Below are 21,575 nucleotides of genomic sequence, written 5' to 3' on the forward strand. Positions count from 1 at the left end.
CTCACACCTCGAACGCGGACTTTGCCGGCACGGCCGCGACCGCGCCACGATCAAGCAGCAGCTCGATCTTCACCAGCACATGGGCGATGCGATCGAGAACGTGTTGCACATTGCGCTCGGCCTGCATTGCATCCGGCGACCACGCCTCGGTCACCAATCGTGCGCCGACGCAGAGGCGCAACACCGCCTGCGGCGCGCCGTCCTGCCGCTCCAGTCGGACCGGCTGCCCGACGAGACAGCGCTGGGCGGCCACTTGCCGATCCGCCGCGCTGCCGCTGATCTCCTCGGCCATGTCGCGCGCCAGCGCCCGATGCACGGCGCTGGTCTCGGCGATCGAGACCGGCTTGCCGTCGCGCAGCAGCGTGAACGGAAAGATCGTGGCTTGCGCGAATTCCTCGTCGTCCGCGCCGGACTTCTCGATCGCGGTTGGAACGGCACGAAGCGACGGCGACAACGCGATCATGCTGTCGATGCCGGCTGCAAGCTCGGCCAGCGCCCTGGCGCGGAAAGCCCCCGGCACGGCGTAGTAGCTGCCGATCTCGGCCAGCGCGGCTTCCCAGCGCAGCCATTGACCGAAATTCGGCCGGCGCTCGAACCGCGAGCGCAGTGTCGTCCACGCCATCGGCCAGTCGCAGCGACCGGCATAGTCGAAGATGCCAGGCGCGATCCCGCCAATCCGGTCGATCGATCGCGACAGGCCTTTCGGCAGCAGCAGCGCACCGCTGAAGGCGGGTCCGCCGAAGAATTTCGAGCCGGTGATCAGCACCATGTAACCGCGATCGAGATAGGCGCGCAGCCGCCGGCGGCCGAGCCGCGCCTGACAGGCATCGACGACAATTTGAACCTTGCGCGGCCAGCGCCGCGCGATCTCGTCGAGACACGCCTCGCTCGGCGCACGCCAACCGAGTTTTGACGAATCCATGATCTGCAACAAAACGCGCCGGCCTTGCGCGAGGCTGGTCTCGACCGCATGCAGCACCGCGGCATCGGCATTGGTGCGCATCGCTATGCCGGCCGCCATATCGATCAGCGGCACCGCAATGCTGTCGCCGGCAAGCCCCGTTACCGCGCCGTCCTTGCGCACGGCAACGCCGCCTGCCGTCATCGTGCTGAAATGGTGGCCGCGTGCGGTATGCGGCGTGCCGCTTCCGGTCTGGTCGGCGCCGACCACGATCGTCACCGGCGCCGCACCGAGCACCGCGCGCGCCACGAACAGGGCGTGAAGCTGGGAGTCCGTGCCGGACGGCGAGAACACGACGTCGATGCGCGACGAGAGCGCAAGGTGGCCGCGCAGTTCCTCGCGCATGTCCTCGCAGCGGGCGTCGAAGGCGATTTCGACCTCGTCGAACAGGCACTTGTGCATCAGCTCTTCGCGCGCCAGCGCGGCGCGGTCGTAAGCCATCTGCGAGATCGTCGAGGCGGTCGCGGAGGCGAAATTCCAGAGCTCCGGCTCCGGCGAAGCCGCGCAGCCATAGCTGTTGACACGGTCGTTCGGATCGAGCGTCAGCCGCGGATCTCCGCCGGAGGTGAGCAGCGTATCCAGCGGTGTGAACAGATCGCGCAGGCGATAGCGCGAGCCGCCGTCGGACGCGCGCTCGCTGGCTGACAGACGGGATGCGCCGGCGCTCATCCCGAAACGCTCACGCCGCATCGGCCGCCGCCGCGGGCGCCGGTGCGAATTGCGAGGTGATGTCGCCGTGGAACACCGAGGGCCCGACGTGATCGAGCGAGCTCTCGATGTCGGCCCAGATCTCGCCGCCGATGTCGGTCCAGCGCTTGCAGAAGGCGAAGTCCTCGGACAGATAGGTGCCGGTCGCCGCATCGATCATGCATTCGAACAAGGCAAACCGGTTCTGGCTCGCCGCCAGCGTATCGTGCGAATGCTCGCGGAAGAATTGCAAGGCCGCGTAGTCCGGATGGCGGCACATCGCCTCCAGCACGGAGCGCCGGATCATCAGGAAGCCGGTGCCGGCGTAGCGCACGCGGGTGAAGCCGTTCACCACCACGATGCGGTCGGGGTCCTCGATCTCGAGCACGTAGTCGAGCGATGCGGCCGGCACGTCGGCGCGACCGGACTGGATCGCCCGCGCGGCCTTGTCCCAGTTGATCCGCTTGATCGGATAGCAGCCGGCGACGACGTCCGCGCCGCACTCGATCAGCCGGAACACCTGCTCCGGCTTGAAGCCGATGTCGGCATCGATGAAGATGAAATGCGTCGCTTCGGGATCGTCCAGGAACATCGCGGCCAGATTGGCCCGCGCGCGCGTGATCAGCGCATCGCCGTCGCGCAGCAGCACCTTGAGCTCGAGATTGGCCATGCCGTGCACGGCACGCTGGAGCGCGAAGATCGAGCTCGCATAGATGCTCGTCACCTGCCCGCCGAAACATGGCGTGGCCACCACCAGTTTCATCTTGTCCGACATCGTCAGCTCCGCCCGCTGCAATCCTCACCAAGAGGTAAAGAGGCATGGTTAACGGCGCCTTAACGCCCGCTTACAGGAACTTGACGAGCGAGAGCTGCGCGAGGTTCGAGGTCACCTGGTAGGACGCCTGGAGCGCGTTCTGGAGCGACAGGATCTCGCTCGCGACCTGGTCCGGCGGGGCCGATTCCGCCTGGTCGATGATGGTCTGGAGCTGCGCCTTGGCCTGGGTCTGGCGCGTGCCCGCGTCCTTCATGGTGTTCTGGGCCATCGCGATGTCGGTCTGGATGTCTTCGATGCGCTGCTGGCCGGGCTGCTTGGTCAGAGCCTGCGTCACCCGCAGGCTCAGCGCGGCGACCTGCCCGCCCGCATACTGCCCGGTCGGCGAGGTCGAGAACGTCCCGAACACGGCGACCGCCTGCAGCTCCTTGCGGATGGCGTCCTCGTTCGCCTGCGCGCCATACTGCACCGTGACGGAATCGTCGACCCGGGCCATCGCGGTGGAGCGCGGCGAACCGGGGCCGTCATTGCCCAGGTACCATTGCACGGTGGTGGCCGAGCCGTTGACCAGCGTCGTCGCCGAGCCGAGGGGCGAAGAGCCGACGCGCAGCGGAGCCTTTGCCGCCGTGACCGGGGAGGTCGTGAAGCCGAGCGCCGCGAACGCCGTGCTGTTCGAGCTCGTGATGTTGAGGCTCCCGGGATCGTCCGTGTTGATCGTGATGACGCCGCCATGGATGGTCGACGGCTTCGTGGTGCCGGTGATCTGATCGATCTTGCCAAGGAGAGTTGTGATGTTGTCGGTAACGTTGATCTGGTTTGGGCCGATGGCGCCCGAGGCGACAAAAGTCAGCGTCTGACCGTTCACCGTGATCGTATCGGGCGCCTGGAACGCCGCTGAGAGGACTTCCGGGCCGCCCGTGGTCGCAGTGCCGCTCAGCACAGTTGAACCGGTGATCTGAGGCGTCGACGCCGCGCTGCCGCGCGTCACGCTGCTGAGACCGAGCGCCGTGGCCGCCGCGCCGCCGGTGACCGCCACGTCGGTGCCGGTGCCGGTCGCGATCTGGATATTGCCGCCGGCGCTCAGAGTCACGTTGGCGGCGGGGATGCCGGCGGCCGTCGCGATTGCATTCAAGATATCAGACACCTTCGCGGCGCTGCCCGAAGCCAATCCGATCGTGGTATTGCCGCTGGCCGTCGTGACAGTGGTGACGGTAGGGTCGAAGGTGATCGTGTGGGCGCCGCTCGCGCCGGTGATGGTCAGGGTGGTACCGGTCGGAGCGTTGGCGAGCGCGGTGAGAATGGTCCCGTTGAGATGGGGTGTCGCCGAAGAATCGAGCGACGTGGTCGTAGACGCAATCGCCAATGCGCTGTCCTGCAACGCAACCGAGCCCGTCCCGGTCGTTGAGGTATAGGAGAGCAGATTGCCGGTGGCCGCCACATTCGCAGTGGCGGATCCCGCCGTGTTGAAGAAATTGTCCCCCGCCGTGACGGCGGATGCCGCTACCAGCGAGGTGCCGGCAAGCTTCTTGATCGCGGTGTTCAGCGCGGTGTTGAGGTTGGTCGCCGTGTTGTTCGGGTTGACCGGGACGCTTGCATCGATCGCAAAGCTGCCGACGGGCGTCGGTGTCGCGGTGGACGCCGTCAGGTCGATCTGCTCGGTCGAGCCATCGGGCAGCGTGAACTGCACGCTGAGCTTGTCGCCATTGTTCGGATTGACGCCGTTGAGGTCGACCGAGAACGACACCGGCGAGCCGCTCGGGCCGGTGACCGTCGCGCCGGTCAGCGTCGAGGAGACTGCGGCGATCTTCAGGCCGAATGGCGATGCGGGCGCGTCCTCGGAGACCTTCACCGAGCTCGGCGTCGGCTGTGGGGTCGCCAGCACCAGCCGGCCCATGCCGTTGGCGCCGAGGTCGGCGGCCTGGCGCTCCGCCATGACGGTCTTGAAGCCCGCCTGCGTCGTGGTGCCGTTGATGATGTCGCCGGCATTCGCGACCGACGGCGTGTTGAAGGCGGTGCCGGAGAACAGATAGCGGTTGCCGGATTGCGTATTGAGAACGCCGACCATCGAGCCGAATTGCGCAGCTGCGGTGTTCTGCGCGACCGTCTGGCCATTGACGTTGAGATCCTGCGCGGTGTTGGCCGAGCCCGTCTGCACCGTGTTGCGGATCGTGGTCAGCGACTGCAACGCGGTATTGGCGAGGTTGATGCTGACGTTGACGTTGGTCATCGTGTCGGTATAGGCGGCGATGTTGGAGAGCTGCGCGCGCCCGGCGATCGCAAAGCCCTCGTTGGTGCCCATCCCGGAATAGTTCTGCGACAGCTTGCCGGTCGAGAGCTGCGTCGACAGGTCGGTGAGCTGCTGGTTGATGTTGCGGATCTGCGAGCCGAGAATCGACGAGGAATAGTTGATGCTGCTGATCGACATGTTTCAGAGCCCTGTTACTTGTTACACTTGAGCCTGGAGCAGCGTATTCATCATGCTCTGCACCACCGACATGACATGGGCGTTGGCGGCATAGGCATTCTGGAGCTGGATCAGGTTCGACATCTCCGAGTCCAGGTTGACGCTGGCGGTCGAGTTGAACTTGGCCTGCAGCGTCGAGACCACGACGCTCTGGCCCTGCTGCAGCTGGGTCGCCTGGGTCGCGGCATTGCCCTGAACGCTCAGGAACTGCTGGAGGTAGTTCGAGACGCTGCCGGTGAAGGGCTGGCTGGCCGAGCCCAGACCGGATTGCGGCGAATAGGAGAACACCGCCGAGGTGAGCTGCGAATAGAGATAGTCCGAGCGCGTGGTGTCGCCGGTGGGCGTCACCGGCGAGGTGTTGTAGATCGACAGCCTGGTCGGGTCGGTGGCGAGCTGTGTGTTCACGGCGATGCGGCCGGCAAGGCCGGTCATCTGCGAACCCGATGCCGTGATCGCGCCGGTGTAGAGCGCCTGCCCACCATCGGTGAACAGCGGCAGTTGCGGATTGCCCGAGGTCAGCGACGAGATCGTCTTGGTGATCGAGGCCGAATTGACCTTGGCGAGGCCGCTGTTGTCGTCGGTCACCCGCAATGTGGTGGCCGTCGCCGGCGACGGCGCGGCGGCGAAAGACAGATGCGAGCCGGAAAGCGCGGTGTTGAGCGCCGAGGCGATCGCGCCCATGCCGCCGGAGAAGTTCACCCCGATCTGCATCGGATTGGCGTTGGTGGGGTTCTGGAGCGGGAGCGCCGCCGGATCGGTCACGTTGACGAGCGTGACCTGTCGCTTCGTGTTGGTGGTCGTGTCGGTGTAGGTGAAGTTGACGCTGTTGCCCGGCGCCGCTCCCGCAAGGTCGAGATCGAAGCCGGCCGGCGGGCCGGTGACCGTGCTGCCGGCCGTGGTCTTGTCCGACAACGCGCTCGACATCGTCGCGGCGAACTGGTCGATCTGGTTCTGCGCCTGCACCAGCGTCTGGTCGCGCAGCTTCAGATCGGCCGCGATCTGGCCCGAAGACACAACGTTGTTGGCGATGACGTCGACCGACGATCCGTTCGGGAGCTTGATGTTGAACGCGCCGACGCCGGATTTGGCCGGATCGATGTTGTAGAGCGAGGTCGCCGACAGCGCGCCGGCGGAGGCAAAGGTGAATTGCGAGGCCAGCCCGGCGCCGACCAGCTGGATGCCGGTGGTGGTGTAGATGTTGGCCTGATTGGACCCGTCGGTGGTGACGTGGACGTCGACATATTTCGACAGCGTGTTGATGGCCTGGTCGCGCTGGTCCATCAGCGTCGCGGCCGAGGGGTCGTGTTCCGAAAGGCCCTGGAGTCTGGAGTTGATGTCGGCGACCTGCTGCATCGCCGCGTTGGCCTGCTGCGCCGAGGTGCTGAGATCCTGCTCGACGTTGGAGCGCAGCGACTGGATGCCTTTGGTGGTGAGGTTGAGCTGCTGCGCCAGCGTCTGCGCAGCGCCGAGCGCAACGGTTTGCGCCGACGACGAGCCCGCATTGGTCGAGAGCGCCTGCAGCGCCGTGGTGAAACTGTTCAGCGCGGTTTCGAGCGTACCGCTGTTGCCGGGCGTGCCATAGACATTCTGAAGCTGCTTCAGGATGTTCGCCATCTGGTCGGCGTAGCCGCTGCCGCCGGTCTCGGTGCGCAGCTGTTTCTGTACATAGGTGTCGAGCTCGCGGCTGACGCCGGTCGTCGTCACCGTCGAGCCGAAGTCGCCGGTGGTGACCTCGATCTGGTTCGGCGTCTGGACGACGTAACCCGGCGTCTGCGAGTTGGCGACGTTCGAGGAAACGATCGAGAGCGCAGCCTGATTGGCACGCAGACCGCTCATCGCACTGGCGAGGGCTGAACTCAAACCCATGTTGGCTTGCCGCCTCTGGTTACGTCACGCACCAATCAGCGCAACACGTTCAAAAGATCCTGAACCATCGTATTCGCCGTCGTGATCACCTTGGTGTTGGCCGAATAGGCCTGCTGGGTCACGATCAGCTTGGTGAATTCGTCGGCGATGTCGGTGTTCGAGCCTTCCAGCGACGAGCCGCTGATCGAGCCGGAAGCACCGTCGATGGCAGGGCCCGACTGTTCAGTCGCGGCGTAGGCGCCGCCGTCCTGCGCCTTCAGGTAGTTGGTGCCGTTGAAGTGCGACAACGAGACCTGTGCGAGGTCGAGGTTCTGACCGTTGGAGAAGGTCCCGACTACGAGGCCGTTGTTGTTGACGGCGACCGAGCGAAGCTGACCGGCGGCGTAGCCGTTCTGGGTGATGGTGTTGATGGTGACGGCGCCGCTGGTGCTGGCATATTGCGTCAGTCCGCCCGAGGAGATGTTGAAGGAGACCGAGCCCAACGACTGGCCGCTGACGCTGACGTTGTTGATGGTGATGCCCGACCCGCTCGGCGAGGTCAGCGAGCCGTCGGCGGCAAAGGTGAAGGCCTGGCCGGTATTGACCCAGCCGACCGTCGTGCCGGTCGCGTTCGGGTCAGTCTGGTAGAACATGTTCCAGGTATCGGCATGGCCCGCGCCGAGCGAGGCACTGTCGGTCTTGGCCCAGCGCAATTGCAGGTTCACCGGCGTGCCGGCCGCGTTGTAGGCGGTCACCGCGCCACCGCTGATCGATTCCTTGGTGAAGGTGGCGATGTCGTTGCCGATCACGCCGCCGGTGCCGGCAACGCCACCACCGTCACGATTCTTGGTGATGGTCGAGGTGAACCCGAGCGCAGCGAAGGCGGCGCTGTTGGAGCTCGCCACCGAAAGATTGGAAGCCGTGCCGGTGTTCAGCGTGATCACGCCGCTGCTGCTGACCGACGACCCCGTTGCACCGGAGAGCGCGTCGATCTTGCCGAGCAGCATCGTGATGTTGTCAGTGACGTTGATTTGGTTCGGGCCTGACGCGCCGGCGGCCATGAAGGTCAGCGGCTGACCATTGACCGTGATGACGTCGCCGGCGGAGAAGCCCGATGTGATCACCTCGGCGCCGCCGGCCGCCGCCGCGCCGCTCAACACCGTGGCGCCCGAGATCGCTGGGGAGGACAGCACGTTGCCGCCGCGCGTCACGCTGCTGATGCCGAGCGCTGTGGCCGCCTGGCCGCTACCAACCGCTACGTCGGTGGTGGTGCCGCTGGAGATCACGATGTTGCCGCTGGCGCTGAGCGTTGCGGTAACGCCGGCACCGCCGGCGGTCTGGATCGCGCTCAGGATGCTGGCCACCGTGGCCGTCGTTCCGGCGCCGAGACCGATTGTGGTGTTGCTGCCGACCGTCGTGACGGTGGTGCCGCCGTTGAATGTGACCGTGTTGCCGTTGATGGTCAGCACCTGGCCGCTGAGCGCGGTGAGGGTCGTGGAGGCGAGATGCGTACCCACGGAGTTGTCGAGCGAAGTGGTGGTCGATGCCACCGCCGCAGAGTTGTTCTGGAGCGCCGTTGTGCCGGTCGCAGTGGTCGACGAGTATGGCGAGCGGATATTGCCGGTTGCGGCAGCGCCGGACGTTGTGGCGTTTGCATACGGCGGAGGCGGCGTGCCGACCGGCAGCGGGTTGGCCGCGAAGTCCGACGGGTTCAGTCCGCCGGCCGCCAGCAGCGTCTTGGTCGCCGCCGTCGTGCTCGCCACCGTGTTCGGCTGGGTCGGCAGGTTCGCCGCGTACTGGATCGATGTGGTCGCCTGCGCCGGGATGAAGTTGTTCTGGAATTTCAGGACTGTCGCGACGTTGCCTTGCGGGTTGCCAGTCTTCGGGTCGACCGTGACACCCATCAAATAGTAGCCGGCGCCGTTGACCAGATTGCCGTTGGCATTGAGCTGGAAGTCGCCACGCCGCGTGTAATAGGTGACGCCGCTGAACACCGGCGCATTGTCGACGACGCCCGTCGCCTTCTGGATCGAGAAGAAGCCGTCACCGGTGATTGCCATGTTGGTGGCGACGCTGGAGCCCGAGATCGTACCCTGCGTGGTGATAGTGGCCTTCGCGTTGGCCGTCACGCCGCCCGCGACCTGCTTGCTCGGGACCGAGGAGTCGGGAATGAGATCGACGAAGCTGGTGCCGATGCCCTTGTACGCGGTGGTGGATGAGTTCGCGATGTTGCCGGAAATGTTCTGCAGCGCGTAGGACTGCGCCTGCAGGCCACCCACCGAGGTGTTCATTGCATCGAAGATACCCATAACTTTGTCTCCAGATCCGATCTCGGCGGCCGGTCGACCATGGCCGCAGTCGGAGGAGACTGTCGCAAGGGCTATGCCAATGCGGGTACTTTCACGAAATCAATGACTTAATGAAAAAGCCCCGGTCTGACGACCGGGGCACAATTGCCGGGACCGGCAACAATTGCCGGGACGAAACCTAGGTTGCGGACGCCGCCGCGGGATGGAAGACCAGCCCGAAACCGTCGATGCAGTAGCGCAATCCGGTCGGCTTCGGACCGTCGTCGAAGACGTGGCCGAGATGGCCGCCGCAGCGCCGGCAATGCACCTCGGTGCGCAGCATGCCGTAGGTGCGGTCCTCGGTCTTGCCGACATTGCCCTCGATCGGCTGGTAGAAGCTCGGCCAGCCCGTGCCGCTCTCGAATTTGGTGTCGGAGGCGAACAGCGGCAGGTCGCAGCCGGCGCAGGCGAAGATGCCCTTGCGGTGCTCCTTGAGCAGCGGGCTGGAGCCCGGCCGCTCGGTGCCCTCCTTGCGCAGGATCTCATATTGCTGCGGCGTGAGCTGGGCACGCCATTCGGCGTCCGTCTTCTCGATCTCGAATTTCTGCGCGGCTTTCTCTCCAGCCTCCGCGGGCGATGCTCTGAGCCAGCGGAAGGCCGCAAGGCCAAACAGGCCGGCGACAGTCGTCAACAGGATGCGGCGGTCAAACATCTCATTCTCCATGCGGGAGCGTCTACGCCCTGAGATACGGGCTCTAACCGTCGACGTTACACGTCCGGGCGGAGTTTTTCTCACCTTATCGCGAGGCAGTGTCGTCCTGCGGGACTGGTTCCACGGCTTCCGCCACAGGCTTCGGCGGTGGGGCCGGCCGGGGCCGAACCCCGGGCGGCGAACGTCGCGGACCGGTCCCGGCGGCCCGGTTGGCCTCGGCCAGCCGCGCCTCGCGTTCCCGGTCCTTGACCCTGGCACGCTCGCGATAGCGGGCAAGCGAGCCTGCGGCGGCGGAACTCGCCCTGCCCCAGATTCCGACCAGTTGGCCAGCAACCCGCCCCGTCGTTCCCCCAGCCCAGACCAGCTCGAACGGCGAGAACAGCTTCCAGCGCTCGTCGCCCCACAGGATGCTGCGGGCGATCATCTGCCCGGCCATGGCCGAGGTGTTCATGCCCTGGCGGCCGAACCCGCTGGCCACCCAGAGGCCTTTGCGCAACTGGCCGATCTGCGGCATGCCATGCACGGTCTGGCCTGTGGCGCCGCCGAACATGTCGGTGATCTCGACATTGCCGAACTGAGGGAAGATCGACCGGATCCGCCGCCTGACGGCGCCTGCAAAGCGCTGCGGCCGCGCGGCCCAAGTGGTCTCCGGACTTTCCCACATCAGCCGGTCGCCGTCGACGATCCGGAAATGATCGACGCCGTCGGAATCCATCACCGATCCCTTGAAGGAAATGATCTCGTGCACGCGCTCGCCGAGCGGCGCGGTGATGCCGGCATAGCGCCAGACCGGCAGCAGCGTCTCCGACAGGCGCCTCAAGGGCGCACCGAGATGGATGTTGCCGGCGAGCACGATATGGGTGGCGCGCAGCCGCGCCGAGGGCGTGACGATGCGCTTGCGGATGCCGGAATGATCGATGCTGACGACCGGCGTATCCTCGAAGATGCGCGCTCCCGCCCGTCGCGCCAGCGCGGCGAGGCCGTGCACATATTTGCGTCCGTCGACCTGGAATGCCTTGGGATAGTAGACGCCGTGGAAATAGTGATCGGTCTTGAGCACCGCGCGGACGCGATCGACCTGCCAGCCCTCGGCTTCGGTGTCGAAATCCTCGTTCAGCATCTGCAAGCGGCTGATCAGCCGGTCGCCGGCATCAACGTTGGAGACCTCGATCACGCCGTCGGTCGGGCCGATCCCCGGCATGTTCTCTTCCGTGGCGTTGGCCCGGACGAACTCGGCCCCCTCTTTCGACAGCGTCCACAATTCCCGCGCGTCCTCGAAGCCGATGCGCTCGATCAGCTCGGCGAGCGGCAGCGCGAAGCCCGGCATCACGGTGCCGAGTTGATTGCCGGAGGCGTTCCAGCCGATGTGGCGGCCCTCGAGCACTGCGACGCTGGCCCCCAGCCGGGCCGCCTCGAGCGCGATGGACAGTCCGGCAAGCCCGGCCCCGATGACGCAGATATCGGCATCGAGGTCGAACGACAGCCGCGCTCGGTCGCGAAAGCCGGCTTCTTCCTGGGACACGCTTGTGAAAGTCTCGCTCATGTTGTTTTCTTAGAGCATGATCCGGAAAAGTGTGCAGCGGTTTTCCGAAAAGATCATGCTCGAAACAATAACCTAAAGCGCGATGACGATTCGCCCTAATCTCATCGCGCTTTAAGGGCCTGAGCGGCCGCTTGTCACCTTGTCCTCGACCGGCGCCTGTAGATTATCCTGGTCGTGTAACGATTCGAGAATGCCATGCGCCGTTTGATGCTGCTGCGTCACGCCAAGACCGAGACCGACGCGCCGAGCGGCCGTGACCAGGACCGCCGGCTCGACGACCGCGGCCACAAGGACGCCGCCGAGATCGGCGACTGGATGGCCTCCCATCCCCCCTTTCCCGAGGCCGTACTGGTATCGCATGCCGTCCGGGCCCGGCAGACCTGGGACATTGCCTGGGAGACCATGAAGGACCGCGTCGCCGCGCCGCAGGTGGAGGTCCTGCCGGAACTCTACGCCGCCGATCCCGCCCAGATCCTGGAATCCATTCGCACTGCAACCATTCCGGCTGATCCGAGACAATTGCTGCTGGTCGGCCACAATCCGGGCATGCACGAGATCGCCCTGATGCTGACAGGCGGCGGCGATCCGACCGCCGCCAAGGCGCTCGCCGACAACCTGCCCACGTCGGGGCTTGCGATCTTCGATTTTGACGTCAAGGATTGGGGTGACGTGGCTTACCGCCACGGCAAGCTGGTATTGTTCGTCAGTCCAAAGCTGCTTCGAAGTTGAGGCTACTTCGAAGTTAAGGCTGCTTCGATCGGGTTGATCACGCGACGTGCCGGCAAGACGTCCTGACTGGAAGATTTGGAGGCGCAGATGTTCAAGTCCATCCTCGTGCCCATCGACCTCGCCGACACCGATTTGGCCAAGCCGGCGATCGCGACCGCGGCAACGCTGTCGCAGACCTGGAGCGGCGTGGTGCGCCTGCTCAACGTGCTGCCGATGACGCCGGTGATGCTGGCCGAATACGTGCCGGCCGATTTCGACGAGCAGCAGCGCCAGACCTCGGAAGAAGCCCTCGCCATCGTCGCACGCGAGTCCGGCATCGAGCCTTCCCGCATCTCCAGCGTGGTGCGCCAGGGCGGCATCTACCACGAGATCCTGGAGGAAGCGGTGCACGTGAAGGCCGACCTGATCGTGATGACCTCGCACCGGCCGGCGATGCGCACCTATTTCCTCGGCTCCAATGCCGGGCATGTCGTCCGCTACGCCAAATGCTCCGTGCTGGTGGTGAGGCACTGAGGGTCGGAGCAATGGTGTGAAGCAATGGTGGCGGAGATGGACGTACGAGATCCCGCTCGCGATCGGCGACGCTTTATGGGAGGTGCTGGTCGTGCAACTGGCCGCACTGCTGGACAGGCTGACGGTGCGGAAGGTGATCGCCTTCATCCCCGTCGTGATCCTCGTACTGGCTTACTACCACAGGATCCCAATCCCGCCGGAATTGATGCTGGTCGGCGACTTCCTCGCCTATATCGACATCTTCTCGGTGCTGATCCTGCTCGGCGTGCTTAGCCGCGTCACGACGATGCTGTTCGTCGTTAAACAGGCCGCCGCACGTATCGCCAGGTTCGCCGGCAACGTCGCTGCACATTTGCCGCGCCGGGATGTCCGGCATCGGCGCCAACGCGGCGCAGCGACACGACCTCACCGCAAGCCCGAGCGCTCCGAAGACGATCGAGCTCTCGGCGGTGTTTGGGATCAGGCCGCCTTCGCCTGAGCCATATACAAGCTCGTAGCCCGGGTGAGCGAAGCGATACCCGGGACAGCTCGTGGTAGGAATCCCGGATGTCGCTTCGCTCATCCGGGCTACAAGCCCTTGCGTTGCCCGTCGGGCAAAACACCCCAATGCTCGGTCAACGCTCGCCGCCAAAAATATTCCACTTTACCGAAATTCGGAAATCGCGTATGTGTCGCCGCAACCCGGCCCAAGGAAGAGGGGCGTATCGCGATCGTCACGAACGCGGGCCGGACGGCGGTGGACGTTGGTCACATCGGCGCGAAGGACTTCGCAGGGCGGGCAACCGTGAGCGAAGGCGTCGCGCACACGACCGGTGTGATCGGCGTACGGCAAAATCGTGTGGTCCTGGCGCCCGGGGTCTGTGCGCCAAGTGTTGCGGTGATGTGGGTTGCCCAACCGGGCACGCGCGTCAGCCATCCGCAAGGCGACGGGGGCAATAGTGCATCGCTCCCCGGGGAGATCACGACATAAGCCGTAAAGCCACTGCGCAGGGAAGGCCGGATGTTTTGGCTTCACCTGTATGCCGCTGTGCAGATTTTTTATTGCAACTTCGCACAGTGGACCGCGGGTGCCAGCCGGCGCCCGGTCTTCCCTGCGCCCTCTTTCAATTGAGGGTGAGACGACGAAGCAAAGCTCGGGCGAAATGCGCCGCGAGGATGCGAGCCCATGTCAGTTATTCAACAACGGTCTCGTGCCCCGGACGCAGCGCAGCGCCTCTTAGCGGTGCGCTGCAGAGCCGGGGCCCATGCGACAGCGAGTGCGCGGCCCTCTGGGTCCGGCTCTGCGCAGCAGCGTAAAAACGCTGCAGCGCGTCCGGGACAAGAGCGAAGCGCTTTACAGGTAGCGCGTCAGTTCTGCTTTGGCCTGACCGTAGACCGCATCCTCGATCTGGCTGCGCGTGATCCCGATGTCGCGCAAGGCGCGGTCATCGAGGTCGTTCAGCGTCTTGACGGCGGAGCGGCGCTCCAGGCTGTCGAACAGCGCATAGGCGCCGTTGGCCAGCTTGCGGAAAAATCCGTCTGACGAGGATGAGCGTAAACTCCGCCCGGCGGTCTGCGAGATCGTGGTCATTGTCCTTCTCCGGCCTGTTGTCCACGCGGCGAAACGGATGCCGTTGGTGCAAGCGCCCGAGCGCATGCACCTCATTTGCCGTCGGATTGCTCTCGCTCTCCTCGGCTCAATCGTGAAGCTTGATGGAACTTAAATGCTCCAGTACACTACTCGGAGCAAGTGAAACATTGCTCTCGGTGCAATAATGTCCAAGTTCGAATACGTGAAGCTTGCCGATGCCATTGCTCTCGATATCTCTAACGGCACGTTAAGGCCGGGCGATCGGCTGCCGCCGCAGCGCAATTTTGCCTATGACCGTGGCATCGCGGTCTCGACCGCGAGCCGGGTTTATACGGAGTTGCTCCGCCGTGGCCTCGTCGTCGGCGAGGTCGGCCGCGGCACCTTCATCTCCGGCGCCATCAGGCGCGAGGTCGAGGCGCTGAGCGAGCCGCGCGACGCGCGGATCGATTTCGAGGTCAATTACCCGCTGCTGCCGCAGCAATGGGCGATGATTGCCAAGAGCCTTGCGGGCCTCGAGCGCGTCGACGCGCTCGAATCCGCGCTGCGCGTCTCCACCAGCACCGGCACCAAGAGCGCGCGCAATGCCGCCGCCGCCTATCTCGCGCGCAAGGATTTCGCGCCGCAGGCCGAGCAGATCGTCTTCACCGCCAACGGCAAGCAGTCGCTCGCGGCAGCCCTCGCAGCCCTCGTTCCCACCGGCGGCCGCTGCGGCGTCGAGGCGCTGACCTATCCTTACGTCAAGAGCATCGCCGCGCGGCTCGGCGTGACGCTGGTCCCGATTCCGATCGACGAATTCGGCGCGCGCCCAGACGCCATCCAGAAGGCGCATCGCGAAGCGCATCTGTCGGCGTTGTATCTCCAGCCCATCATCCAGAACCCGCTCGGCGTCACCATGAACGCGACGCGGCGCGCCGACATCATGCGCGTCGCCGAGAAGCTCGACCTCACCATCATCGAGGATGCCGTCTACGGCTTCCTGGCCGACGACACGCCGCTGGCCGCACTCGACCCCGACCGCTGCATCGTGATCGACAGCCTGTCCAAGAAGGTCGCGCCGGGCCTGGCGCTCGGCATCCTGGTCGCGCCGCCGCGATTGCGCGAGAGCGTGATGAGCGCGGTCCGCACCGGCGGCTGGATCGCGTCCGGCCATGCGCTCGCATCTGGACAGCGGCTGATGGCAGACGGCACCGTGGCCGAGCTGACGCGGCTGAAACGCATCGACGCCGCGCGCCGCCAGCAGACCGCGGCAAGGCTGCTCGCCGGCTACCAGCTCTCCGCCGATCCGCGCTCCTATCACCTCTGGCTCACGCTGCCGGCACACTGGCGCTCGCAGACCTTCGTCGCCGCGGCAGCCCGGCGCGGCATCGCGCTGACACCGTCCTCGACCTTCGCGATCGCCCATGGCCACGCACCGAACGCAGTGCGGCTCGCGCTCGCCCCGCCTTCGTTCGAGCAGCTCGATTCCGGCCTGCGCACGCTCGTGTCGCTACTCGGCACCAAGGAAGAGGATTTCGACTCGACGGAGTAGCGCGCTGTCCAGGGCAGCAAGGCCATTTAGGGCAACAACGCTCTCGGTAGGCGATCGAAGCTGTAGCTCCGCGGCTGGTTACGCCGCACGAAGCCGCCGATCTGCCAGGCGAACAGCGCGGCAAAGCCGATGATGAACAGCGCGCCGGCGAATTCGCCGATCGCAAGCGCGCGGATCAGGAGCGCAGTCATCGCCACTGCAAGCACCGCAAGAAAAGCCAGCATTGTCGCGTAGGTCCTGCGGCCAAGGCCCGCGGTCAACTCGGCGCGGCTGCCGGCCTGCGCCATGCGCGCGTGCAACGCGACGATGAAATTGCGAAAGCCATTGTCCTGCGGCGCCATCAGGGCCGCGGTCTGCCAGCTCGTCGACAGGATCGCGACGCGGCTGCCGCCAGTGTGGCTGATATCGGCGCGAAAGCGGTGCTGCTGCATCGAGACGGGGCGGAACGACAGCCGGATTGCACTGATCTCGTCGTAACGCCACAGGCCCGAACGGCCGCCGATGTGCCAGGACAGCCCCTCCTCCGTCAGCTCGAAGCGATGCGCCGAGCCGATCAGCGACGCCTTGTAGGCATAGCTCGCGCCCGCAGCCGGCTCAGCTCCCGAATCCTCTGTCTTCACAATCGATCCAATCCGGGCGATCCCATCAGCGATCCGCTTGCGTGAGCGCCCTGCCCCATCCTACAAGCGGGACATGGCTGAGACGATTTTTTTTCCGCGCCGCCTGATTCTCGGCGCCGCCGTGATCTCCGGCGTGCTGCTCGCGCTCGCCGTGCACATGCTGGGCGCGCGCTACGGGCTCGACCTCGGCGGCCTCTGGCACTCGGACACGCACGAGTTCATACCGGCGGGCGCGGCGATCGCCTGGTGGCTGATCGCCTCCGTCGGCTTCTCCGGCGGCTATTTCACGGCGACATTGATGCAGAGCGCCGTCTCGGGCCAGATCCCGCAACGGATGCGGCAATTCCTGATCGCGGTCGGCGTGCTGCTGCTTGCGGGTGCGGGCCAGGTGGCCTCGGCGCCGAGCCCGGTCCCGACGGTCTCGGGCGTGCTGGCCGGAATTGCCGCGCTGGGCCTCGGTGCCGTGATGGCGTTCTGCGGCGGGCATTTCGCACTGCGCCGCGGCTAGCCTCAGGCGATCGCGCGCAACTGCGGCCGGTCCAGCATGATGGCGACATCGGAAGCCGGCCGGGGCTTGCTGAACAGATAGCCCTGCGCCTGGGTGCAGCCTTCGCGCCGGAGCAGCTCGAGTTGCCCGTCGTTCTCGACCCCCTCTGCCGTGGTGACGATGCCGAGGCTGCGGCCGAGGCCAGTCACGGCACGGATGATCGCCATGGAATCCTCGCGCGTCCCGAGTTCCGACACGAAGGAGCGGTCGATCTTGATCTTGTCGAACGGGAAGCTGCGCAGATAACTCAGGGACGAATAGCCGGTGCCGAAATCGTCGAGCGAGATGCGCACGCCCATGGCGCGGAGGTCATGCAGCGTGGCCAGCGTCGCCTCGCTGTTCTGCAGCAGGACGGATTCGGTGATCTCGAGCTCGAGGCGGCGCGCGTCGAGGCCCGACAACGCCAATGCCTCGGTCACGGATGCGATCAGATTTGGGTTCCTGAACTGCACGGGCGACAGGTTGACCGCGACGTCGACATCGTCAGGCCAGGTGGCGGCGTCGGTGCAGGCGGAGCGTAGCACGAAATCGCCGAGCTGGATGATGAGCCCGGTCTCCTCGGCCAATGGAATGAAGCTGAGGGGCGCGATCAGGCCGCGCTGCGGATGATTCCAGCGCAGCAGCGCCTCGAACGCGACGACGCGACCGCTGGCGACGTCGCGGATCGGCTGGTAGTACGGCTGGAACTCGTCACGTTGCAGCGCCGCGCGCATGTCCATCTCCAGCAGACGCCGTGCTTGTGCGCGAGCATCCATGCCGGTCTCGAAGAAGCGATAGGTGCCGCGGCCGTCCGCCTTGGCGCGGTACAGTGCGAGGTCGGCGTTCTTCAGCAGTTCATCGGGATTGTCGCCGTCCTGCGGCGACAGCGAGATGCCGATAGAGACACCGATGATGATCTGATGGTCGTCGATCTCGTAAGGCGCCGAGATCACCTCGACCAGGCGGCCGGCAAGGGATCGTGCCGCGGTTTCCTCGGAACGTCCGATCTGGACCACGGCGAACTCGTCGCCACCGAGCCGCGCCACGGTGTCGCTCTCGCCGACGGTGGCCTTCAGCCTGCGCCCGACCTCCTTGAGCAGCGCATCGCCGATGGGGTGGCCGAGCGAGTCGTTGATGTCCTTGAAGTGGTCGAGATCGAGACAAAGCACCGCGAGCTGGTCGCCCGATCCGGTCCGGCGCAGTCCCTGCACGAGCTGCTCGTGGAACAGCACGCGGTTCGGCAGGCTGGTCAGCGCGTCATGGCGGGCCATGTGCGAGATCTTGGCCTGGGCCTCCAGCCATTCGGTGATGTCCTCGAAGGTCGCGACCCAGCCGCCACCATGCATCGGCTGGTTCACAACCCGGATGGAGCGGCCGAACCTGGTCACGACGTCGGTCGTGGTGCGGCTCTCGCGCGCGTCGGCGACGAGGCGGGCGAAGAATTCGCCGGCATCGCCCTGCCACTGCCCCTTGGCCTGCTCCTCCCGCAGGACGTCGACCAGCAGCCGGCCGGTGAGCAGGATGTCGGTGCGGCCGAGCATCGCGGCATAACGCTCGTTGAACAGGATGATCTTGCCGTCCGCGTCGAACATGCACAGTCCCTGCGACATGTTCTCGAGCGCCGTGTCCAGCACAATCTGCTGGCGGCCCAATTCGCCCTTGGCGCGGCGGTCGAGCAGCGCGGCCACCAGCGCAATCGCGATGATCGCGACCGCAGCACCTGCGGTAAAGAAGGACAATGAGTCCGCCGGGATCGACAACCCGCTGATCGCGAGCGTCGGATCCGGCGTCAACACGACCGCGCCCATTGCTGTGAAATGATGTGCGACGATGGCGACCGTCAGCAGGGCGCTTGCGGTCAGCGCGTGGAAGAGGTCGTCGCGCCGCGCAGCGACGAACAGCGCGAGCGCTGCGAATACGATTCCGAACAGCACCGAGGCGGCAACCGTGCTCCCGATCCAATCGACGCGTGCCGGCATCTCCAGCGCCGCCATGCCGGTATAATGCATCGTCGCGACCGCGGTGCCGACGATGGCGCCGCCGAGCACGATCCACGGCGCGCGCGCAGAGGATGCCGCCAGACTCAGGCCCACGAAGGTTAGGGAGATCGCGAAGATCAGCGAAAGGATCGTCACCGGGATGTTGTAGGCGCCGGCGCCCCCCGGCCCGTAGGCGAGCATCGCGATGAAATGCGTCGCCCAGACGCCGCATCCGCTGACGACGGCATCCAGGGCGATCCAGACCAGGCGCCCAAGGCCGTGCGTCGCGCGCGCCCGGTGAAACAGGCTGATCGCCGCCGCGCTCGCGAGCAGGCACACCGCGCCGCCAAGCGTGACGAGCCGCCAGTCGTGCTCCTCGGTGAGACAGTAGAGAACTTGATACATTGCGGGCCCCTATCGACCGCACTGGAACCGACAGAGATGGACAGTCGGTAACCGGCTACGTGCCTGTTTCGTGGATGGTGAACGGAAGCTGTGTTCAATCGCTCGGATTGTTCATCCGCGCGAAGGCGCGCCGAGGCCGATCACGGCGGCGGCGAGCAGCAGCACGGCCGCCGACACGACCAGCGACAGGTGCAGGCCGGTCATGAACGCGCCTTCCGAGGCCACCAGCGAACCGAACAGCGCAACGCCGAGCACGCTGCCCGTCTGCCGCGTCGCGTTCAGGACGCCCGCCGCGATGCCGGAGCGTGCCTTCTCGACGCTGCCCAGCAAGGTCGAGGTCAGCGGCGGCACCAGCAGCCCAAGTCCGCTGCTGATTGCGATCATCTGCGCAAAGATCGCCCAATAGCTCGTGCCGGCCTCGATCCACAGCAGGCCAAAGCATCCGAGCGCCGAGACGCAGGCGCCGACAACGATGGTCGGGCATGGGCCGATACGCTCGGCGAGGCGCGGCGCCAGCAGATTGACCGGAAGCACCACCCCCATCATTGGCACGAATGCGAGACCGGTCCACCACGCCGACAGGCCATTGATCCTCTGGAAATACAGGCTGAGCACGAAGATCAGGCCGTAGATCGCGATGTTGACGAGCAGACCGACGAGCGCGGTCAGCGCGAACAGTCGATGGCCGAACAGCGACAGCGGCAACATCGGCTGCGCCGCACGGCTCTCGCGCCAGACGAAGAGCACGGCAAGAATTGCGGCTGCGACGAAGGCCGCGACCACGGCTGGATGTTCCCAGCCAAGCGCGCCACCTTCGATGATCGCTCCGGCGAGCGCTCCCAGCGCGCCGATCGCGGCAAGCTGGCCGGGCAGGTCGATCTCGCGCGAGCGCGCCCGCGTCGTTTCGCTGGCGCAACGCCAGCTGAGCCACAGGCCAACGAGCCCGACCGGGAGATTGACCAGGAAGATCGCGCGCCAGCCGACCAGTGTGATCAACGCGCCGCCGACGAAGGGGCCCGCGGTGAGCGCGAGGCTCGCACCGGCGGCCCAGATCGCGACGGCGCGGCCGCGCTCGCGGTCGTCCGGATAGGCATGATTGAGCAGGGCAAGAGAATTTGGCACCAGGATCGCCGCCCCCAGGCCCTGGACCAGCCGCGCCCCAATCAGCACGGTCGCATTGGGCGAAAACGCACAGGCGAGCGAGGCCGCGGTGAAGATTGCGAAACCCGCCATGAAGACGCGCTTGGCGCCGATGCGGTCGCCGAGCGCGCCGGCCGTCAGGATGAAGGCGGCAAACGCAATGGTGTAGGCGCTGACAACCCATTGCAGCTCGGCGACGCCGCCGCCGAGCGTCCTGCCCATCGCGTCGAGCGCGGTGTTGACGATGGTGACGTCAAGCTGCACCACGCCATAGCCGAGGCTCATCGCGGCAAGGGTGAGTGACGTCGCAAGGCGGGAGCCGGCATGCGGCACGCCGGCTTCGAAGGCTTCGTATCTGGCGGTGCTGACTCGCATGCTGCCATCTCGGTTGCAGCCCCATGCGAACGATATACGCTTCCCGCTCGCCGCCATATTACGACAAGGATCGAATGATGGATGCGGGACGGATGGCCTCATGTTCGAGCGTCGCGCGGATGACCGCGCGACGCTCTATCCTGATCCTGGCTACGCCTCGCCCTAGCTGGCCGCGCGCAGGTTCACCTTGCTCTCGGCGATCGTGGTCAGCTTTTTGTCGGTGGCCTTCTCCTCCTCGAGCGTCTTGGCGAGCACGCTGGCGCAGTCGTTGCGGCCGAGTTGCTTGGCCCAGGCGATCAGGCTGCCGTAGCGGACGATCTCGTAATGCTCCGCCGCCTGTGCCGCGTTGATCAGCGCGGCGTCGAGCACCGCCTTGTCGGCGACTTCGCCGGCGGTCTCGTCGGCTTCCTCGATGATGCCGTCGATCGCGGGGCAATCGACCGCCTTTACCTGCGCACCGTGCATCTTGAACACTTCCTCGAGGCGCTTGACGTGCTCCCTGGTTTCTTCGAGGTGCGTCAAAAAGCCCTGCTTCAGCTGCGGATCGGTCGCCTTATCCGCCATTTTCGGCAGAGCCTTGGTGAGCTGCTGCTCGGCGTAATAGATGTCCTGGAGCTGATGCACGAACAGGTCGTTCATGGTTTTGATGTCTTTTGTGAACAATCCCATCGGTCCGATCCTCTCGGGTTGTGGGAACACGGAGGCACCGGCTTGCAGGAGAAGCCGGTTATTCCGCCATGTTCGATTGCTGATGGGGCACTAACCAGCGCACGGCATCGTCGTTCCAAAAAAGCCCGCATCCCTTGCGCTGGAACAATGCCGGCCGTGCAGGATCTGAAATCATGTCACGGACGGACGCGACCGGTCCCACGACTCATATGCTTAACGCGCGTCCGATGTGAACCGCGTATGACAAAG

The 21,575-nt window shown here is 65.6% G+C and carries 17 protein-coding genes; 5 read left to right on the forward strand and 12 right to left on the reverse strand.

The window, feature by feature from the left end:
• Position 1 precedes the first annotated feature (1 nt).
• The 7 genes from BRA471DRAFT_RS25145 to BRA471DRAFT_RS25175 form a co-directional block, all read right to left on the reverse strand.
• Positions 2–1,651: a hypothetical protein gene (locus BRA471DRAFT_RS25145; RefSeq protein ID WP_007612338.1), complete on the reverse strand. Its 1,650-nt coding sequence runs from the start codon at positions 1,649–1,651 to the stop codon at positions 2–4.
• Entirely contained in the window at positions 1,641–2,423 is a 783-nt protein-coding gene (locus tag BRA471DRAFT_RS25150) for a hypothetical protein (RefSeq protein WP_007612339.1), read from the reverse strand. The genes BRA471DRAFT_RS25145 and BRA471DRAFT_RS25150 overlap by 11 nt, the downstream gene beginning before the upstream one ends.
• Positions 2,424–2,493: 70 nt before the next feature.
• Positions 2,494–4,845 carry a flagellin/flagellar hook associated protein gene (locus tag BRA471DRAFT_RS25155; RefSeq protein WP_007612340.1) on the reverse strand — a complete coding sequence of 784 codons (2,352 nt, stop codon included), beginning with the start codon at positions 4,843–4,845 and terminating at the stop codon, positions 2,494–2,496.
• Between the two features lie 21 nt (positions 4,846–4,866).
• On the reverse strand, positions 4,867–6,750 hold the full coding sequence (flgK, locus tag BRA471DRAFT_RS25160) for a flagellar hook-associated protein FlgK (RefSeq protein WP_007612341.1): 1,884 nt from the start codon (positions 6,748–6,750) through the stop codon (positions 4,867–4,869).
• A gap of 35 nt (positions 6,751–6,785) precedes the next feature.
• Positions 6,786–9,038 (reverse strand): flagellar hook-basal body complex protein, encoded by a 2,253-nt coding sequence (locus BRA471DRAFT_RS25165; RefSeq protein ID WP_007612344.1) that lies wholly within the window; start codon positions 9,036–9,038, stop codon positions 6,786–6,788.
• Between the two features lie 178 nt (positions 9,039–9,216).
• On the reverse strand, positions 9,217–9,729 hold the full coding sequence (msrB, locus tag BRA471DRAFT_RS25170; RefSeq protein ID WP_007612345.1) for a peptide-methionine (R)-S-oxide reductase MsrB: 513 nt from the start codon (positions 9,727–9,729) through the stop codon (positions 9,217–9,219).
• 85 nt (positions 9,730–9,814) lie between these two features.
• Complete coding sequence (locus tag BRA471DRAFT_RS25175; RefSeq protein WP_007612353.1) at positions 9,815–11,272, reverse strand: FAD-binding oxidoreductase; 1,458 nt, start codon at positions 11,270–11,272, stop codon at positions 9,815–9,817.
• Positions 11,273–11,467: 195 nt separating this feature from the next.
• Here BRA471DRAFT_RS25175 and BRA471DRAFT_RS25180 point away from each other — a divergent pair, with 195 nt between their 5' ends.
• The 3 genes from BRA471DRAFT_RS25180 to BRA471DRAFT_RS25190 all read left to right on the forward strand — a co-directional run bounded on the left by BRA471DRAFT_RS25180 (position 11,468) and on the right by BRA471DRAFT_RS25190 (position 12,992).
• Positions 11,468–12,001 (forward strand): histidine phosphatase family protein, encoded by a 534-nt coding sequence (locus tag BRA471DRAFT_RS25180; protein WP_007612354.1) that lies wholly within the window; start codon positions 11,468–11,470, stop codon positions 11,999–12,001.
• A gap of 87 nt (positions 12,002–12,088) precedes the next feature.
• Positions 12,089–12,514, forward strand: a complete 426-nt coding sequence (locus BRA471DRAFT_RS25185; protein ID WP_007612355.1) for a universal stress protein — start codon at positions 12,089–12,091, stop codon at positions 12,512–12,514.
• 16 nt (positions 12,515–12,530) lie between these two features.
• Positions 12,531–12,992: a hypothetical protein gene (locus BRA471DRAFT_RS25190; RefSeq protein WP_007612356.1), complete on the forward strand. Its 462-nt coding sequence runs from the start codon at positions 12,531–12,533 to the stop codon at positions 12,990–12,992.
• Positions 12,993–13,847: 855 nt separating this feature from the next.
• Here BRA471DRAFT_RS25190 and BRA471DRAFT_RS25195 read toward each other — a convergent pair.
• Positions 13,848–14,084, reverse strand: coding sequence for a DUF1127 domain-containing protein (locus BRA471DRAFT_RS25195; protein WP_007612358.1), 237 nt, complete (start codon positions 14,082–14,084; stop codon positions 13,848–13,850).
• Between the two features lie 184 nt (positions 14,085–14,268).
• Here BRA471DRAFT_RS25195 and BRA471DRAFT_RS25200 point away from each other — a divergent pair, with 184 nt between their 5' ends.
• Positions 14,269–15,612 (forward strand): PLP-dependent aminotransferase family protein, encoded by a 1,344-nt coding sequence (locus tag BRA471DRAFT_RS25200; protein ID WP_007612359.1) that lies wholly within the window; start codon positions 14,269–14,271, stop codon positions 15,610–15,612.
• Positions 15,613–15,638: 26 nt separating this feature from the next.
• Here BRA471DRAFT_RS25200 and BRA471DRAFT_RS25205 read toward each other — a convergent pair whose 3' ends face one another.
• Positions 15,639–16,232: a hypothetical protein gene (locus BRA471DRAFT_RS25205; protein ID WP_007612360.1), complete on the reverse strand. Its 594-nt coding sequence runs from the start codon at positions 16,230–16,232 to the stop codon at positions 15,639–15,641.
• Between the two features lie 73 nt (positions 16,233–16,305).
• Here BRA471DRAFT_RS25205 and BRA471DRAFT_RS25210 point away from each other — a divergent pair, with 73 nt between their 5' ends.
• Positions 16,306–16,740, forward strand: coding sequence for a hypothetical protein (locus BRA471DRAFT_RS25210; protein ID WP_007612361.1), 435 nt, complete (start codon positions 16,306–16,308; stop codon positions 16,738–16,740).
• A gap of 2 nt (positions 16,741–16,742) precedes the next feature.
• Here BRA471DRAFT_RS25210 and BRA471DRAFT_RS25215 read toward each other — a convergent pair whose 3' ends face one another.
• The 3 genes from BRA471DRAFT_RS25215 to BRA471DRAFT_RS25225 form a co-directional block, all read right to left on the reverse strand.
• Complete coding sequence (locus BRA471DRAFT_RS25215) at positions 16,743–19,142, reverse strand: EAL domain-containing protein (protein WP_007612363.1); 2,400 nt, start codon at positions 19,140–19,142, stop codon at positions 16,743–16,745.
• A 111-nt stretch (positions 19,143–19,253) separates the two neighbouring features.
• Positions 19,254–20,657 carry an MFS transporter gene (locus BRA471DRAFT_RS25220; RefSeq protein ID WP_007612364.1) on the reverse strand — a complete coding sequence of 468 codons (1,404 nt, stop codon included), beginning with the start codon at positions 20,655–20,657 and terminating at the stop codon, positions 19,254–19,256.
• Between the two features lie 162 nt (positions 20,658–20,819).
• A complete protein-coding gene (locus BRA471DRAFT_RS25225) occupies positions 20,820–21,326 on the reverse strand; it encodes a ferritin-like domain-containing protein (RefSeq protein WP_007612365.1) in 507 nt (168 codons plus the stop codon).
• Between the last annotated feature and the right edge of the window lie 249 nt (positions 21,327–21,575).

The sequence above is a fragment of the Bradyrhizobium sp. WSM471 genome (genome assembly GCF_000244915.1).
GTDB lineage: Bacteria > Pseudomonadota > Alphaproteobacteria > Rhizobiales > Xanthobacteraceae > Bradyrhizobium.

Coding starts and splice junctions, on each gene's coding strand:
- BRA471DRAFT_RS25225 (WP_007612365.1), bottom strand. CDS start 21,326: ATGGGATTGTTCACAAAAGACATCAAAACCATGAACGACCTGTTCGTG.
- BRA471DRAFT_RS25210 (WP_007612361.1), top strand. CDS start 16,306: ATGGCTGAGACGATTTTTTTTCCGCGCCGCCTGATTCTCGGCGCCGCC.
- BRA471DRAFT_RS25155 (WP_007612340.1), bottom strand. CDS start 4,845: ATGTCGATCAGCAGCATCAACTATTCCTCGTCGATTCTCGGCTCGCAG.
- BRA471DRAFT_RS25200 (WP_007612359.1), top strand. CDS start 14,269: ATGTCCAAGTTCGAATACGTGAAGCTTGCCGATGCCATTGCTCTCGAT.
- BRA471DRAFT_RS25185 (WP_007612355.1), top strand. CDS start 12,089: ATGTTCAAGTCCATCCTCGTGCCCATCGACCTCGCCGACACCGATTTG.
- BRA471DRAFT_RS25180 (WP_007612354.1), top strand. CDS start 11,468: ATGCGCCGTTTGATGCTGCTGCGTCACGCCAAGACCGAGACCGACGCG.
- BRA471DRAFT_RS25220 (WP_007612364.1), bottom strand. CDS start 20,657: ATGCGAGTCAGCACCGCCAGATACGAAGCCTTCGAAGCCGGCGTGCCG.
- flgK (WP_007612341.1), bottom strand. CDS start 6,750: ATGGGTTTGAGTTCAGCCCTCGCCAGTGCGATGAGCGGTCTGCGTGCC.
- BRA471DRAFT_RS25150 (WP_007612339.1), bottom strand. CDS start 2,423: ATGTCGGACAAGATGAAACTGGTGGTGGCCACGCCATGTTTCGGCGGG.
- BRA471DRAFT_RS25215 (WP_007612363.1), bottom strand. CDS start 19,142: ATGTATCAAGTTCTCTACTGTCTCACCGAGGAGCACGACTGGCGGCTC.
- msrB (WP_007612345.1), bottom strand. CDS start 9,729: ATGTTTGACCGCCGCATCCTGTTGACGACTGTCGCCGGCCTGTTTGGC.
- BRA471DRAFT_RS25175 (WP_007612353.1), bottom strand. CDS start 11,272: ATGAGCGAGACTTTCACAAGCGTGTCCCAGGAAGAAGCCGGCTTTCGC.
- BRA471DRAFT_RS25165 (WP_007612344.1), bottom strand. CDS start 9,038: ATGGGTATCTTCGATGCAATGAACACCTCGGTGGGTGGCCTGCAGGCG.
- BRA471DRAFT_RS25195 (WP_007612358.1), bottom strand. CDS start 14,084: ATGACCACGATCTCGCAGACCGCCGGGCGGAGTTTACGCTCATCCTCG.
- BRA471DRAFT_RS25145 (WP_007612338.1), bottom strand. CDS start 1,651: ATGCGGCGTGAGCGTTTCGGGATGAGCGCCGGCGCATCCCGTCTGTCA.